Annotated in this window: 10 protein-coding genes, 3 tRNA genes and 1 pseudogene; 7 read left to right on the top strand and 7 right to left on the bottom strand. The window is 76.1% G+C overall.

Going from position 1 to position 14946, the window contains the following annotated elements; translation table 11 throughout:
• Positions 1–65 precede the first annotated feature (65 nt).
• The 5 genes and pseudogenes from ACFVVL_RS32335 to ACFVVL_RS32315 all read left to right on the top strand — a co-directional run bounded on the left by ACFVVL_RS32335 (position 66) and on the right by ACFVVL_RS32315 (position 4803).
• Positions 66–1058, top strand: coding sequence for an SDR family NAD(P)-dependent oxidoreductase (locus tag ACFVVL_RS32335; protein WP_387681566.1), 993 nt, complete (start codon positions 66–68; stop codon positions 1056–1058).
• Between the two features lie 71 nt (positions 1059–1129).
• Positions 1130–1831, top strand: a pseudogene (locus ACFVVL_RS32330) (sugar phosphate nucleotidyltransferase); the annotation flags it as partial.
• 176 nt (positions 1832–2007) lie between these two features.
• The gene (locus ACFVVL_RS32325; protein WP_387681563.1) at positions 2008–2913 is read left to right on the top strand and encodes an NAD-dependent epimerase/dehydratase family protein; all 906 of its coding nucleotides are present in this window, start codon (positions 2008–2010) and stop codon (positions 2911–2913) included.
• Positions 2910–3614 carry a spherulation-specific family 4 protein gene (locus ACFVVL_RS32320; protein WP_380297024.1) on the top strand — a complete coding sequence of 235 codons (705 nt, stop codon included), beginning with the start codon at positions 2910–2912 and terminating at the stop codon, positions 3612–3614. The genes ACFVVL_RS32325 and ACFVVL_RS32320 overlap by 4 nt, the downstream gene beginning before the upstream one ends.
• Positions 3615–3699: 85 nt before the next feature.
• Positions 3700–4803, top strand: coding sequence for an endo alpha-1,4 polygalactosaminidase (locus tag ACFVVL_RS32315; RefSeq protein WP_387681559.1), 1104 nt, complete (start codon positions 3700–3702; stop codon positions 4801–4803).
• Between the two features lie 57 nt (positions 4804–4860).
• Here ACFVVL_RS32315 and ACFVVL_RS32310 read toward each other — a convergent pair whose 3' ends face one another.
• Positions 4861–5061 (bottom strand): hypothetical protein, encoded by a 201-nt coding sequence (locus ACFVVL_RS32310; protein ID WP_380297020.1) that lies wholly within the window; start codon positions 5059–5061, stop codon positions 4861–4863.
• A 127-nt stretch (positions 5062–5188) separates the two neighbouring features.
• Here ACFVVL_RS32310 and ACFVVL_RS32305 point away from each other — a divergent pair, with 127 nt between their 5' ends.
• On the top strand, positions 5189–6151 hold the full coding sequence (locus ACFVVL_RS32305) for an aldo/keto reductase (protein ID WP_387681555.1): 963 nt from the start codon (positions 5189–5191) through the stop codon (positions 6149–6151).
• Between the two features lie 67 nt (positions 6152–6218).
• Here the strand turns inward: ACFVVL_RS32305 and ACFVVL_RS32300 are convergent, their stop codons facing one another.
• From ACFVVL_RS32300 to ACFVVL_RS32275, 6 genes are all read right to left on the bottom strand, one after another.
• Positions 6219–7208 (bottom strand): C40 family peptidase, encoded by a 990-nt coding sequence (locus ACFVVL_RS32300; protein WP_387681552.1) that lies wholly within the window; start codon positions 7206–7208, stop codon positions 6219–6221.
• The gene (locus ACFVVL_RS32295; protein WP_380297015.1) at positions 7205–8497 is read right to left on the bottom strand and encodes an SPFH domain-containing protein; all 1293 of its coding nucleotides are present in this window, start codon (positions 8495–8497) and stop codon (positions 7205–7207) included. The genes ACFVVL_RS32300 and ACFVVL_RS32295 overlap by 4 nt, the downstream gene beginning before the upstream one ends.
• A 187-nt stretch (positions 8498–8684) precedes the next feature.
• Positions 8685–11249 (bottom strand): Ig-like domain-containing protein, encoded by a 2565-nt coding sequence (locus ACFVVL_RS32290; protein ID WP_387681548.1) that lies wholly within the window; start codon positions 11247–11249, stop codon positions 8685–8687.
• 452 nt (positions 11250–11701) lie between these two features.
• A tRNA-Arg gene (locus ACFVVL_RS32285) sits at positions 11702–11777 on the bottom strand.
• 31 nt (positions 11778–11808) lie between these two features.
• Positions 11809–11884, bottom strand: a tRNA-Arg gene (locus tag ACFVVL_RS32280).
• Between the two features lie 204 nt (positions 11885–12088).
• Positions 12089–12182 (bottom strand) — tRNA-Ser (locus ACFVVL_RS32275).
• Between the two features lie 179 nt (positions 12183–12361).
• Here ACFVVL_RS32275 and ACFVVL_RS32270 point away from each other — a divergent pair.
• Positions 12362–14946: PAS domain-containing protein (locus ACFVVL_RS32270; protein WP_387681545.1), on the top strand; the 2585-nt coding region annotated here is incomplete at its 3' end.

Raw genomic sequence — 14946 nt, 5'->3', positions numbered from 1 at the left:
CAGCGCCGCACCACCCGGCCGGGGCCCGTACACCGAGTCCCAGAAGACACAGGAAGCGATTCACCATGAGCAGCGTCGCCGTCACCGGAGCCGAGGGCTTCATCGGCTCCCACCTCGTCGAGACCCTGGTGGCCGACGGCCACCAGGTCCGCGCGATGGTCCAGTACAACTCGTTCTCGTCGTTCGGCTGGCTGGAGACCCTCCCGGAGGAGGTGCTGGACTCCGTCGAGATCATCCTCGGCGACGTCCGCGACCCCGGCTCGGTCAACGGGCTGGTCAAGGGCACCGAGGCGGTCTACCACCTCGCCGCCCTGATCGCGATCCCGTACTCCTACCGGGCCCCGCACTCCTACGTGGACACCAACGTCACCGGCACCCTGAACGTCCTGGAGGCCGTGCGCCACCTGGAGATCCCCCGCCTGGTGCACACCTCGACCAGCGAGACCTACGGCACCGCGCAGACCGTGCCGATCACCGAGGACCACCCGATCAACACCCAGTCCCCGTACGCCGCCTCCAAGGCCGGCGGGGACCGGCTGGCCGACAGCTACCACGCCAGCTTCGGGACCCCGGTCGTCACCCTGCGCCCGTTCAACACCTTCGGCCCGCGCCAGTCGATGCGCGCCGTCATCCCGACCGTGATCGCCCAGCTCGCCGCCGGCGAGACCACGATCACCCTCGGCGACCTGCGCCCGACCCGCGACTTCATGTTCGTCAAGGACACCGCGCTGGCCTTCCGCACGGTCGGCACCGCCCCCGCGCAGACCGTGGTCGGCCGGACCTTCAACGCCGGCACCGGCGGCGAGATCTCGGTCGGCGACCTGGTCACCCTGGTCGGCAAGCTGATGGGCGTCGACGTCACCGTCCGGGAGGACGAGCAGCGCATCCGCCCGGCCAACTCCGAGGTCATGCGCCTGGTCGCGGACGCCACCCGGCTGCGCACCGCCACCGGCTGGGCCCCGGCGCACTCGCTGGAGGAGGGCCTGGAGCAGACCATCGCGTTCTTCCGCGACCCGGCCAACCTGGCCCGCTACAAGACCGACATCTACAACGTCTGATCCGGCTCCGCCTTCGTCCGCTCCCGGCACCCGAAGGCCCCTTGTCGAACGACTTCCGTGGGGGAACCACCATGCACGCAGTGATTCTGGCCGGCGGCAAGGGCGTACGCCTGCGCCCGTACACCACCGCGCTTCCCAAGCCTCTCGTCCCGATCGGCGACCAGCACGCGATCCTGGAGATCGTGATGCGCCAGCTCGCCGCCGCGGGCTTCCAGACCGTCACCCTGGCCATCGGCCACCTCGGCCACATCATCCGCGCCTACGTCGGCAACGGCTCCCAGTGGGGGCTGCGGGTCGGCTACGCCGTCGAGGACAGCCCGCTCGGCACCCTCGGCCCGCTGCTCACCATGCAGGACCGGCTGCCGGAGAACTTCCTGGTGATGAACGGCGACGTCCTCACCGACCTGGACTTCGCCGGGGTGCTCCGGCACCACGAGGCGGCCGCCGCCCCGCTCACCATCGCGACCTACGCCCGCCAGGTGAAGATCGACTTCGGCGTGCTGACCACCGAGGCCGGGTCCATCACCGGCTTCCAGGAGAAGCCGAGCATCGACTACCGGGTCTCGATGGGCGTCTACGGCGTCTCCCGCGCCGCGCTCGCCCGCTACACCCCGGGCCTGCCGCTCGGCTTCGACGAGCTGGTGCTCGACCTGCTGGACGCCGGGACACCGCCGGCCGCCTACGAGTTCGACGGCTACTGGCTGGACATCGGCCGCCCGGACGACTACGACCGGGCCAACGCCGAGTTCGGGCTCAACCGCTCGCTGCTGCTCCCGGACGAGCCGGCCGGCCCCGCGCCCGCCGCCCCCGGCGAGGGCCTGTACGCCGTGCCGAACGGCCAGGCACTGCCGATCCCCGCGGCCCGTACCGCCCCCGAGGCCGCCGACGGGCAGCCGGCGCCCGCAGCGGCCACGGTCCCGGCCGGTCCGGAGAACGACGGGCGGGCCGCGTGAGGATCCTCCTGCTCGGCGCCGACGGCTTCCTCGGCCGGCACGCCGCGACCGCCCTGCGGGCCCTGCCCGGTGCCACCGTGCTGACCGCCGGGCGGCGGCCCGACCACGACCTGCGGCTCGACCTGGCCACCGCCCAGGCGGGCCCGCTCGGCGAGGAGCTGGCCGCGCTCGCCCCGGACGCGGTGGTCAACGTCGCCGGCGCCGTCTCGGGCAGCGCCGTCACCCTCGCCGAGGTCAACGCCCGCGGCCCGGCCGTGCTCTGCGCGGCGCTCGGCCGGGGCGTCCCGACGGCCCGGCTGGTGCACATCGGCTCGGCCGGCGAGTACGGCGTCTGCGCCCCCGGCAGCTCGCTCGCCGAGGACGCCGACGCCCGCCCGGTCGGCGTCTACGGCGCCACCAAGCTGGCCGGCTCCCTCGCGGTGGCCGGCTCGCCGCTGGACGCCGTGGTGCTGCGGGTGTTCAACCCGGTCGGCCCCGGTGCCCCGGCCGGCTCGCTGCCCGGCCGGCTCGCCGCCGAGCTGCGCCGGGCCGCGCCCGGGGGCGCCGACGCGGTGGTGCGGGTCGGGGACCTCTCGGCCCACCGCGACTTCGTCGACGCCCGGGACGTCGCCCGCGCGGTGGCGCTCGCCGTCACCGCGCGGGGCCCGCTGCCCCGGGTGCTCAACCTCGCCTCCGGGCAGGCCCGGCCGGTCCGGGCGATCGCCGACGGCCTGGTCGCGGCGGCCGCCTTCACCGGCCGGATCGACGAGAGCGGCGCCGGCTCCGAGCGCTCCGCGGCCGTCTCCTGGCAGCAGGCCGACGTGTCGGCCGCCGCCCGGGCGCTCGGCTGGCGCCCGGAGACCGGGTTCGAGGAGACGCTGCGCGACCTCTGGTCCTCCACCGAACCGCTGGTCACCGCATGACCGGGGGCCCGCACCCCGACGGCCGCCTGCTGGTGCCGCTCTACGTCCACCCCGCGGTGGACCCGGCGGCCTGGCAGGCGGTCGCCGCCGCCGACCCGGGGCTCATCGCCGCCGTCGTGCTCAACCTCGCCGACGGGCCGGGCGAGCCCGACCACGTCTTCGCCGAGGCCGCCGAGCAGCTCCGCGCGGCCGGGCTCCCGCTGCTCGGCTACGCCGACACCGACTACGGGCGGCGGCCGCACGCCGCCGTGGTGAACGACATCCTGACGTACCGTCAGCGCCACGGCATCTCCGGCGTCTACCTCGACCAGGTGTCGGCCGCGCCCGGCGCGCTGCCGCACTACCGGCGCCTGGCCACCGCGGCCCGGGCCGCCGGCTGCGCCACCGTGGTGTTCGGCCACGGCGACCACCCGGACCCCGGGTACGCCGAGGTCGGCCTGGCCGACCTGCTGGTCACCTTCGAGGGCGACTGGGAGGCCTACCAGGCGCTGGCCCTGCCGCTGTGGACCGGACGGCACGCCGCCGCCCGGTTCTGCCACCTCGTCTACGACGTCCCCGCCGAACGGGCCGGTGAGGCGGCCGCGTTGATCGCCGCCCGGCGGGCCGGGGTCGGCTGCGCGGTGCCGGGCGCCGGGGAGAACCCCTGGAGCACCCTGCCGCACCGGCTGACCGGCAACCGGCCGCTGGCCGGGCCCGTCTGACCTCCCGTCCGACCGCCTGCCGAACGCCCTGCGAACGACCTTCCGCGTACCCGTCCGATCCGATCCGATCCGGAGTCCGTGCCCCATGACCCGCCGTACCCGGCCCGTGTGGGCCGCCCTCGCCCTGGCCACCGCCACCGCGCTGCTGGCCACGGCGTGCAGCAGCTCCGGCTCGGAGGACGAGGACGACACCTCGGCCGACGCCACCGCGGCCCCGCCCCCGGCGGCCACCGCCGCCCCCGTCCCGGGCACGCCGGCCACCCCCGGCACCCCTGACGCCCCCGGCACGCCGGGCACGCCGGTCACCCCGGACGCCCCGGCCTCTCCGACGGCCCCGGGCTCGCCGACCGCGCCCGGCCGGCCGTCGACCACGGCCCCCGCCACCCCCACCGCTCCGGCCGTCCCGGCCACCCCGGGAACGCCCGACGCCCCCGGTACGCCCGGCACTCCGGGCACTCCCGGCACCCCCGGTACACCAGGCGCCACCGGCGCCCGCTGGCAGCCCACCCCCGGACTCGCCTGGCAGTGGCAACTCGGCGGCGGCGTCGACCAGTCCGTCGACGTCCCCGTCTACGACATCGACGGCTTCGAGACCGACGCCTCCGTGGTCGCCGCCCTGCACGCCAAGGGCCGCAAGGTGATCTGCTACATCAACGCCGGTTCCTGGGAGGACTTCCGCCCCGACTCCGCCGCCTTCGCCCAGGCCCTCCAGGGCTCGGGCAACGGCTGGAAGGGCGAGAAGTGGTTCGACATCCGCCGGATCGACCAGCTGAAGCCGCTGATGGCGGCCCGCTTCGACATGTGCAAGCAGAAGGGCTTCGACGCCGTCGAACCCGACACCATCGAGGCCTACAACCAGAACAGCGGCTTCCCGCTGACCCCGGACGACCAGCTCCGCTACAACCGCATGCTCGCCGCGCTCGCCCACGAACGCGGTCTGGCGATCGGCCTGAAGAACGACCTGGAGCAGGTCCCGGCGCTGCTGGGCGACTTCGACTTCGCCGTGAACGAGGAGTGCGCGCAGTACGACGAGTGCGGCCGCCTCTCCCCCTTCATCCAGGCGGGCAAGGCGGTGTTCCACGTCGAGTACAAGCTGGGCACCGAGAAGTTCTGCACCCGCACCAAAGCCCTGGGCTTCAGCTCGATGCAGAAGAAGCTCGAACTGGACGCCTGGCGGAAGCCCTGCTGAGGAGGCAGGGCCCGGCCCCCGACGGCTGCCGGGCCGCCAGGCATTCCCCCGGCCGGACTACTTGACGGCCAGCCATACGACGGCGCCCAGCACGGCGAGCGCGACGACGGCGATCAGCGCGATCACGCCCGTGCGGCTGCCGCCGCCGCTGTTGCCGTAGGTGTTGACGGAGCCCGGCGCCTGCGGTGCCGGGGTCTCCTCGACGAAGGCCCGGAACATCTGGGTGCTGCCGGCGGGGTCGTACTCGTTGTCAGCCATGGCAGGGACTCTAACGAATCCGCGGACCACCCCGACACCCGGTCTCCGCGCTACGGATGTGCGACGGGCATGTGAAGTCCGCCTCGTTCACGGAATGCCGGCCCGGCCCATCGGGTTGACTCGGACCATGACCGAATCCCCCAGCGACGCCCCCCGTTACGTGCAGCTCGGCGACTCCGAGCTCTCGGTGTTCCCGCTCTCCCTCGGCGGCAACGTCTTCGGCTGGACCGCCGACGAGGCCGAGTCCTTCGCCGTCCTCGACGCCTACGCCGCCGCCGGCGGCAACTTCGTCGACACCGCCGACGTCTACTCCTGCTGGGTGCCGGGCAATACCGGCGGCGAGTCCGAGACCATCATCGGGAAGTGGCTGCGCAGCCGCGGCAACCGCGACTCCGTCGTCGTCGCCACCAAGGTCGGCCTGCACCCCGAGGCCCGCGGGCTGGGCGCGGCCACCATCAAGGCCTCCGCCGAGGGCTCGCTGCGCCGCCTCGGCGTCGACCACATCGACCTCTACTACACCCACCAGGACGACGACACCCCGGTGGAGGAGTTCGTCACCGCCCTGGACGCGCTGGTGCGCGAGGGCAAGGTGCGCGCCGTCGCCGCCTCCAACATCGGCGCCGACCGGCTCGCCGAGGCGCTCGCCTTCGCCGCACGCGAGGGCCTGACGGCGTACAGCGCCGTCCAGCCGCACTACAACCTGGTCTCGCGCGGCACCTTCGAGGGCCCGCTGGCCGACGTGGTCGCCGAACACGGCCTCGCCACCGTGCCGTACTACGCGCTGGCCTCCGGCTTCCTCACCGGCAAGTACCGCCTGGGCACCGAGGTGGCCAGCGCCCGCGCCGAGGGCGCCGGCCGCTACCTGGACGACCCGCGCGGCCCCAAGGTGCTGGAGGCGCTCGACACCGTGGCCGCCGAGCACGGCGTCGAGCCCGCCACCGTCGCCCTGGCCTGGCTCACCGCCCGGCCGACGGTCGTCGCCCCGATCGCCAGCGCCCGCACCGTCGCCCAGCTCCCGCCGCTGCTGGCCGCCGCCGCACTGGAGCTCACCCCGACGCAGACCGCCCTGCTGGACCAGGCCTCCGCCTGACCCCCGGCCGCCCGGAAGGGGCGTGCCGCCCGCACCCCGGACGGCACGCCCCTCGCGCGTCCTGCGGCTAGGGCCGGCCGAAGTGGGTCGGGTAGAAGCCGCTGCTGATCGTGGAGACCCGGACCGTCTTGCCCGGCCGGGGGGCCTCGACGAACTTGTTGCCGCCCAGGTAGATCCCCACGTGGTGGATGCCCGAGGCGCGGCCGCTGTCCGACCAGAAGAGCAGGTCGCCGCGGCGCAGCTGACCCGCGGTGATCGGGGTGGTCGCCGCGTACTGGTCGTCGGCCACCCGGGGCAGCTCGATGCCCGCCCGCCGGTAGGCCTGCTGCACCAGCCCCGAGCAGTCGTAGCCGGAGGGGCCGTTGCCGCCCCAGACGTACGGCTTGCCCTGCTGCGCGAGCGCGTACTCGATCGCCGACTCCAGACGGCCGGTGGACGGTGCCGGGTCCGGGGCGGGGCGGGCGGAGCCGGCCGACGAGGACGCCCCGCCGCCGCCGGACTGGCCGGTGCGGCTCAGGTAGACGTCGTAGTGGCTGGTGTACCGCCACTCGCCGGCGCTGTTCTTGAACCAGTACTTCGAGCCGTCCCAGCCCTGCTTCATCCCGTCGGAGGCCGAGCCGTTGGAGACCGAGCCGTTGGAGACGGCCGACTGCCCGGTGGAGGAACCGGAGCCGCCGCCCACCGCCTTGGTGTAGACGCCGTAGTGGCTGGTGTAGCGCCACTCGCCCTGGGCGTTCTTGAACCAGTACTTGGAGCCGTCCCAGCCCTGCTTGCCCGGCGCGGCGTGCGCGGCCCCGGCGCCGGCGGTCAGTCCGACCACCCCGGCGCCGGCCAGCACGGTGGTGGCCAGGCAGGTATTTCGCACCGCCCGGTGTATTCGGCCGCCGCCGGACGGCTCCGCCGCGCGGGCGGTGCGCGGCCGGGCCACGCAGTTCGGGCAGGCACACCCGGTGATCGCCGGGATGCTGCCGAGGCTCTCCTCGAAACCGATCAGCGCCGCGTCGTCCGCGTCCGCGCACGCCGCGGCGGCGGCGTCCGTGCCGGTGGCTATCCTCATGCCGGTCGTCCTTCCTTCCGCCCGGCCCGGTTGGCCGGGGACGGTACCGAGGCGGCCACTCCGGCCGGGGCGACGAAGGCGACCAGCAACTGTTCCATCAGCGCGCTCCGGGCGGCCTCGTCCAGCTCGTGCGCGGTCGCGCGCTCCAGCCGGCGCACGGCGAGCGCCGCCGCCTCCACCGCGTCGTCCACCAGCACCGTGCGCAGGCCCGCGTCCAGGTCGGCCAGCCGGCGGCGGCGCATCGACTCGGCCACCTCCGGCGCGTAGTCCAGGGCCAGCGGCTGCGCCGAGTAGACCTCCAGGCCGGCCGGCGCGACCTCGGCGGCCAGCGCCCGGGTCAGCTCGTCGGCGAACCACTGGCCGTCGCGCAGCGCGGGTCCAGGCGCCGCGTTGCTGTCGCACGGCAGCGTGGAGGCGGTCCGGGTGAGCACCGCCTGGACCTGCTCGCGCAGGTAGCTCTCGTGGTCCTCGATCGCCAGCATGGCGCGGGCGGTGTCCTTGACCCGCCAGACGATCAGCAGCCGGACGACGATCGGCGTCCCGGTGCGGTCGACCACCTTGACCGGCTCGCTGCGCCAGTGCCGCAGCCGGACGTCCACCCGGCGGCGGCGCAGCAGCGGATTGACCCAGACCAGGCCGGTGCGGCGGACGGTGCCCCGGTAGCGGCCCCAGCGGGTGAGCACCCTGGTCTCGCCGCCCGCGTTGGCCAGCAGGCCCGCGAGCGAGACGACGACGAGCAGCCCGGCGACGGCCACGGCGGCCACCGAACGGGCGGTCACCTCGGCCTCGCCGCTGGCCCGGGCGGCGTCGGTGCGCAGGTCGGGCAGGGCGTCCCAGTACGGGACGACGCCGTCGCGCACCAGCACCAGCAGGACGGCGGCCGTGCCGATCAGCAGCCCGAGCAGGGCGACCCAGCCGGGCAGGGAGGCGGCGGGCCGCTCGCGCAACGCCTGGTCGGCGCGCGGGGGCCGGCGCGAGGTGGCGGCGGTGGCCACCCCGGCCGGGGTGCTCTCCGGCTCCTCCGCCACCGGGAGCATCGCGGTTACCGGCGCCGGCGGGTCGGTCGTCTCCAGCGGATCGCGAAGGTCGGCGGGCGTGCCGACGGCGGGACCCGGGACCACCGCGATGGGGGTGGTGGCCGGGCCGGCGTCGGCCGGCCGGGCGGGCCCGGGCGTCCTCGTCGCCCTGGCCAGCGGGCTGGAGCCCGTGGCGGAACGTTCCGGCAGCGCCGGGGGGAACGCCTTGGGCAGGTGGTCGGGTCGCTGCGAAGAATCGCGGGTGACGTCCATGCACGGATCCTCAGGTTCAGTGTGTCGCGCAACGGGCGGCCCGGATCTGACGGGCAGTGCCAGAGCCCAGGCTAAGTTCATACGTCATCAAATGCGACATTTGAACCAGTGCGTGTCGACATTTACTGACGAATCATCCGAAGCCCTGCCTGACGCGCAGGCACATGAGCGGACAGGTGGGGGCGGTTCAGCGCCGCCGGGGGCCGGATCCCCGGGTGACCACCCGGCGGGTGATCAGTCCGACGCCGGTGAGCAGGAGCAGGACCCCGGCGAGGACGCCGCGCCAGCCGTCCGACCGGTGCCGGCCGGCGGCCGCCGGCGAGGACGGCTCCTCCGCGTCGGCCCGGTCGGCGGACCGGACGGTCTCGGCGGTGCCTGCGGGGGCCGCGGCGGCTGCGGTGCGGGCCGCCTGGCGCGGGCCGCCCGGCGGCGGCGCGGCCGGTGCCCGGTCGGCCTGGGCCCGGTCAGGGGCGACGGCCGGCCCGGCCGGGGGCGGGGTGACGGGGGCCGGGGTGGCGGAGGACGTGGCGGTCGGGGCCGGGGTCGGGGTGGGGCGCGGTCCCGGACTCGGGGGCGTCGAGGCCGAGGGGGGCGGGGACGCGCTCCGGGTCGGCGCCGGGGGCGAGGCCGGGTTCGAGGTCGGGGTCGGGGTCGGGGTCGGGGTCGGGGTCGGGGTCGGACGTGCCGTCGTCGGCCCGGTCACCACCGGAGCGGCCTTGGGCACGGCGACCGGCAGCAGCCCGGCCGGGGCGGGGGCCGGCACCAGCACGGACGGGGACGGGGCCGCCGGAACGGACGGGACGGGCGGGACGGGAACGGACGGGGCCGGGCGAACCGGGGCGGGGGCCGAGGGCCTCGGCGCCGCCGGAGCGCCGACCACCGGGGCCGTCGCCGTGGCCGCGGCCGGGGCCGTCGTGGCGGCCGCCGTCGGCACCCGCGTGGCCGTGGCCGCGGGCGTCGCCGCGGCCGTCGCCGCCCCGGAGGAGGGCGTGACCGGCGACGACGGCGTCGCGGCGGCGGACGCGGAGGGCACAGGGTCGCGCGTCGGCACCGGCGTCGGCACCGGCGCCGGAACCGCCGTGCCCACCGGCACCTCGACCCGGACGGCCACCGGCTCCGCCGCCGTCCCGTTCCCCGCCGGGTCGGTCACCGAGACGACCAGCCACTGCTCCCCGCCCGTCAGATCCCGGTTGGCCGTGCACGTCCAGCTGCCGTCGACGGCCGCCGTCGTGCCGCAGGCGACGATCCGCGCGCTCTCCCGGCCGCCGCGCGGCCCCGCCGTGACGAGCACCCGCGCGCCGGGTTCGGCCCTGCCCGCCAGCCGGGGCCGGGCGGTGCGCACGGTCTCCCCGGCGGCCGGCGCGGTGAGCACCGGACGGTCCGGCGGCGCGGTGTCGACCACCAGCTCGGCCGGCTGTCCGGCGGTCCGGTTCCCCGCGAGGTCGGCGGCGGCCGGGGTGATCCGGTGCCGCCCCTCCCCCAGGCTCTCCACCGGCAGGCAGGACCAGCTGCCGTCGGCCCGGACGGAGGTGCTGCACAGGTCGGTCTGCTGCCCGCCGGGCGGCAGGTCGGTGACGACGACGATGCCGCCCGGCTCGCCGGTGCCGGTCAGCCGGATGCCCGGGTCGTTGGTGGAGGCGGGCAGGGTCAGCACGGGTGTGCCCGGCGCCGCGGTCCGCACGGTGATCCGCACCGGTTCACCGGCGCGCGCCGCCCCGCCGTCGCCGGCCGGCACGGGGGTGAGGGTGTGCGGGCCCTCGGCCAGCGCCGCGTCCGGGCGGCAGGACCAGTCGCCGCCCCGGGCCGCCCGGGAGCGGCAGAGCACGGTGTCGCCCTCACGGACCTCGACGGTGGCGCCGGCCGTCGCCCGGCCGCCGGAGACCAGGGGGCGGGTCTCGGTGAGGGTGGCGCCGTCGGCCGGCCGGGAGATCTCCGGGCGGGCGGCCCCGACGGTCAGCCGGATCCGCCGGTCCAGGACCTGCCCGGAATCGGCGTGGCCCTCGGCCGACACCACCTGGGCGGGGTCGCGGCCGATCCGCAGCCGGGCCCAGGTCTCGCCGGAGGAGGCCCCGGCGGGGACGGTCCATTCCAGGGTGGCGCTGCGCCCGCCGGCGGCGACCTCGGCCTGCACCCGCTCGGCCGGGTCGAAGCGGCCGTTGCGGTCGAAGTCGATCCAGCCGGCCACGGTGGCGGGCGCGCCGCCGACCGCGACGGGCACGGTGAGCCGGTAGTCGTGGCCGACCGCCGCCTCCTCGGGATAGCCGGGGACCGGGCCGCCGCCCGGGGCACCGGCGGTGGCATCACCGCCCAGGAAGAGGTCGGAGAGCCGGTGGGAGGCGGTGCCGTAGCCCTTCGGTGCGCTGCCGGCACCTTCGGCCGGGGCGGCCGGGTCGTTCCCGGCGGCGATTGCGGAGACGCCGACGGCGGCGATTGCGGCGGTCTCCGGAGTGGGATTGCGCAGCGCCCGGGGGAATTCCGTCCGGAGCGTTCCGACGGCCCGCCGGGAACCGCCCGACCGCGGGCTTTCCCCGGCACTCCGGAAATCCGCCGCGAAACCCCCGGACCGCGGGGCGTCCGAGGACGGAACGACAGAACGGCCGGTTCCGGAGCGGCCGGCCGGTACCCCGGAACCGCCGATGACGGCCTCCCCGGGAAGCTGCCGGGCGGCCGAGGGCGGCGGGTTCCAGCCGATCAGCAGCCCGGCCGCCAGGACGGCGGCGGTCCGGGCCGCAGCCGGGAACGGTCGCTTCATCCGGCTCTCCTTCGCATCGGCTGCCGGGCGGCCTGGACGGCCGGGCAGGCAGAACACAAGATCAGACAAAACGGAATCACGATCCTGGGCCGGTCATACCGCGACACTTGCACCATCGGCCGCGTGACACCCGATTGGCGGCCCTCCGACCGGCAGGACGGGATGTACCCGAAAGGACTGCATTTCATCCATTAGGCGGGGTATCGCGGGGTATCGCGAGGAATCCCGGCGACCCGACGGCGCACCGACGTCCGGGATCCGACCATTCACCGGTGAGCTCTGTTCGAACCACCGGCCCGATCGCCACCCCGGCGCCCTGCACGGGCGACGCCCGGACCCGTCCCCCGGATCGACCGGGCCGGGCCGGACCGGGCCCCGGGGCCCGGGCGGCGGGCGGCGGGCGGCGGTCCGGAAACGCAGGAACCCCCGGCCGATGGCCGGGGGTTCCTCGATGGTGCGCTCAGCAGGATTCGAACCTGCAACCTCTTGATCCGTAGTCAAGTGCTCTATCCGTTGAGCTATGAGCGCAAGTGCCGGGCGGACCCGGTCTTGCGGGGTTTGGTGCGCTCAGCAGGATTCGAACCTGCAACCTCTTGATCCGTAGTCAAGTGCTCTATCCGTTGAGCTATGAGCGCTCGCCCTGGTGAACGTTTCCACCGGGGCGGTGCGGGGACAACATTACATGACCTGCGGCGCGGGACGAAATCGATTGATCCGGGCACCCCGGACGCCCCCTGGCCGGCCGCCGCCCGGGCCCGCCCCGGGCGCCTCCGCACCCCCCGGACCTCCCCGGACATGCGAAGAGCCCCGCCGACGAGATCGTCGGCGGGGCTCCCGGCTGGCGGAGGCTGAGGGATTTGAACCCTCGATCAGGAATAACCCCGAAACCGCATTAGCAGTGCGGCGCCATAGACCGGACTAGGCGAAGCCTCCTCCACACGGAGCAAGCCCGCGTGCGCGGACTCGTTCCCTGTGCCTGTGATGATGCCACAACCCGGGGGCCCGGCACCAACCGCCGACCACGTTACTAGGCGGGTCGTCCCCGCCGCAAAGAAGAATGAGATACTGCCCTCTCCGGAGAGAGCTGCCCTGAGCCGAGGAGACCTGTCGACGTGAGCAGCAGGCCGATCCGAGGCGCTGCTCGCCTCGCCGCCATACTCGACGCCCTGCCCGACGCGCTGCTGCTGGTGAACAGCAACGGCACCGTCGTCGATGCCAACAACGCGGCCGTCCAGGCGCTGCAGGCACCCGGCACCTCGCTGGTCGGCATGGGCGTCCTCGACCTGCTCCCGGAGTTCGACCCCAGTCGGATCCCCGGTTCGATGCGGCCCGCCGCCCGTGAGGACGACGCCCTCGACCGCCCGGTGCGGATGACCGCCCGGCGCACCGACGGCACCACCTTCCCGGTCGAGGTCTCCGGCAACGACTTCGACGACGACGGGTCCGCCGCCGGCTCGGGCTACGCGCCCCCCGCGCCCTACGACCCCTACCGCGAGGGCTCCCGCTCCTCCGACCTGCTCCTGCTGCTGGTCCGCGACCTGACCGGCCGGCTCGGCGTCGAGGCGGAGCTGCGCCGCCAGCACAAGCAGACCGAGATGATCCTGCGGGCCGCCGCCGAGGGCGTGCTCGGCGTCGACCTCGAAGGCCGCTGCGTGCTGGTCAACCCGGCCGCCGCGCACATCCTGGAGTACCGGGCCAGCGAGCTGGGCGGCCGGGAGCTCCACCCGCTGATCCAGCACTCCCGGGCCGACGGCACCCCGCTGACGCTGGAGGAGTCCGCGCTGCTGGACACCCTGACCTCCGGGCGCAAGCACCGGGTGCGCGGCACCGTGCTGTGGCGCAAGGACGGCCGGCCGGTCACCGTCGACCTCACCACCGCTCCCGTCCGGGACGGCGACCAGCTGGTCGGCGCCGTGATGACCTTCACCGACCGCAGCCGCGAGCTGGCGCTGGTCGCCCGCAACGAGCACCTCACCGCCGTCCTGGAGAGCGAGCTGGGCGGCGCGCTGACCGCGCTTCACCGGCGGATCGACGCGCTCGCCGCCGACCCGGCCGGGCAGCTGTGGCCGGAGGCCAACTGGACCCTGCGCCGGCTGGCCGACGAGTGCCGCCGGTACGGCAAGCTGATCGAGGGCGTGCTGGCCCACCAGCGGTGCGAGGCCGGCGAGAGCGCCGGGGCCGGCACCGACGCCAAGGGTGCGGACGGCAAGGGCACGGACGGCAAGGACGGGCGGAAGGCCGCCGAGCGGGTGCCCGTCGCCCTGGACAAGGTGGTCCGCCGGGCCGTCGAGCACGCGGGCGAGCTGGTCGGCGCCGGCCGGGTGCGGTTCTCCGTGCACGCCGCCGCCGTCGAGGTGATCGCCGACGAGCAGCGGCTCGCCCAGGCGCTGGCCCACCTGGTCGCCGACGTCAGCGGCATCGGCCTCGCGCTGGACGACGCCGCCCCCGAGCTGCCCTCCCCCGGACTCGCCGCCCCCGGCACGCCCGCCCTGCCGCCGGCCGGCGGCGACGTGCCGGCCGTGGTGCTCGCCGCCGCCCAGCGCGGCGAGGTCGCCCGGGTGGAGATCCGCGGCCCCGGACGCGGCGGCAGCCCCGTCCACCTGCCGATAGCCCGGGCGGTGGTCGAGCGCCACGGCGGGGTGCTCCAGCCGCACGAGCTGCCGGGCCGGGCCGGCACCACCTACGTCGTCGAACTGCCGCTGGACCCGGTCGCCGCCAAGGCCGCCGCCGAGCGCGCCGCAGCCGAGGGCCGGTCGGACCGGCCGAAGGAGAGCGACAGCGCCGTCCTGCCCGACCTGCCGGGCATCCCGCAGCTGCCGAGCGCCGCCGAGGACGGGGAGCCGGCCGCCGAGGGCTCCGCCCCGGGCGGACCCGCCGGCCCCGCGGCGGAGGACTCCCCCGAGGGCGCGCCCCAGGGTTCCGCCGACGCCCGCGGCCCCGAGGCCCCGGCCGACCCGCCGGCGGCCGGCGGTGCGCCGGGCGAGGCCCCAGCCGCCGAACAGCGGCGCGGACGCCGTGGCCGGCCGGCCGTCGAGCTGCCGCCCGCCGCCCCCGAGCAGCCGGGCCGCGACACCGCGGCGCCCGCCCCCGCGGGCGGCACCGCCCCGGACGTCCCCGCCGACCAGTGGCCCAACGCCCCCGCCCGGATCGAACGGGCCGTCCCCGAGCAGTGGAACGGCACCGGCAACGACCCCGCGTACGGGCGCCAGGGCCTGGGCGGCCCGAGCGGCCCGCAGAACGACCCCTGGGGCAAGGACGACGGCCGCTCCGGCACCGCCTACGCCGTGCCGGTCGACGGCGGGCGCCCGGACGAGCGCCGTGGCGAGCGGAACGGCGGGGCCGCCGGCACCGGCGAGGCCCGGTCCGCCGGCGGCGCGCGCGGCCCGATCGCGCTCGGCCCCGGCAGCGGCGACTCCGCCCCGGAGGGACCGGCCGGCCAGGACGGCGGCGACGCCGAGCACCGGCCGTCGCGGCGCCGTCGCGCGCTGCCCGGTGCCGAGGACTCCTCCGGCGGGTTCGCCCTGCCCGGCGTCCCCGAGACCCCCGTCTACCCGGGGCTGGAGCACGCGCTGCCGGCCGGTCCGGCGCCCGCTCCGCCCGAGTCCGCCGCACCCACGCCGACCGGCCGGCGGCGCCGGCTGGCCGTCCCGCCCGGCCCGGGCGGCGAGACCGGCGGCCCGTCCGCGCCCGAGGGCGG

It is taken from the genome of Kitasatospora sp. NPDC058115 (assembly GCF_042884635.1).
GTDB lineage: Bacteria > Actinomycetota > Actinomycetes > Streptomycetales > Streptomycetaceae > Kitasatospora.
The sequence above is the reverse complement of the archived record's forward strand: the minus strand, read 5'-3'. Positions and strand labels throughout refer to the sequence as shown.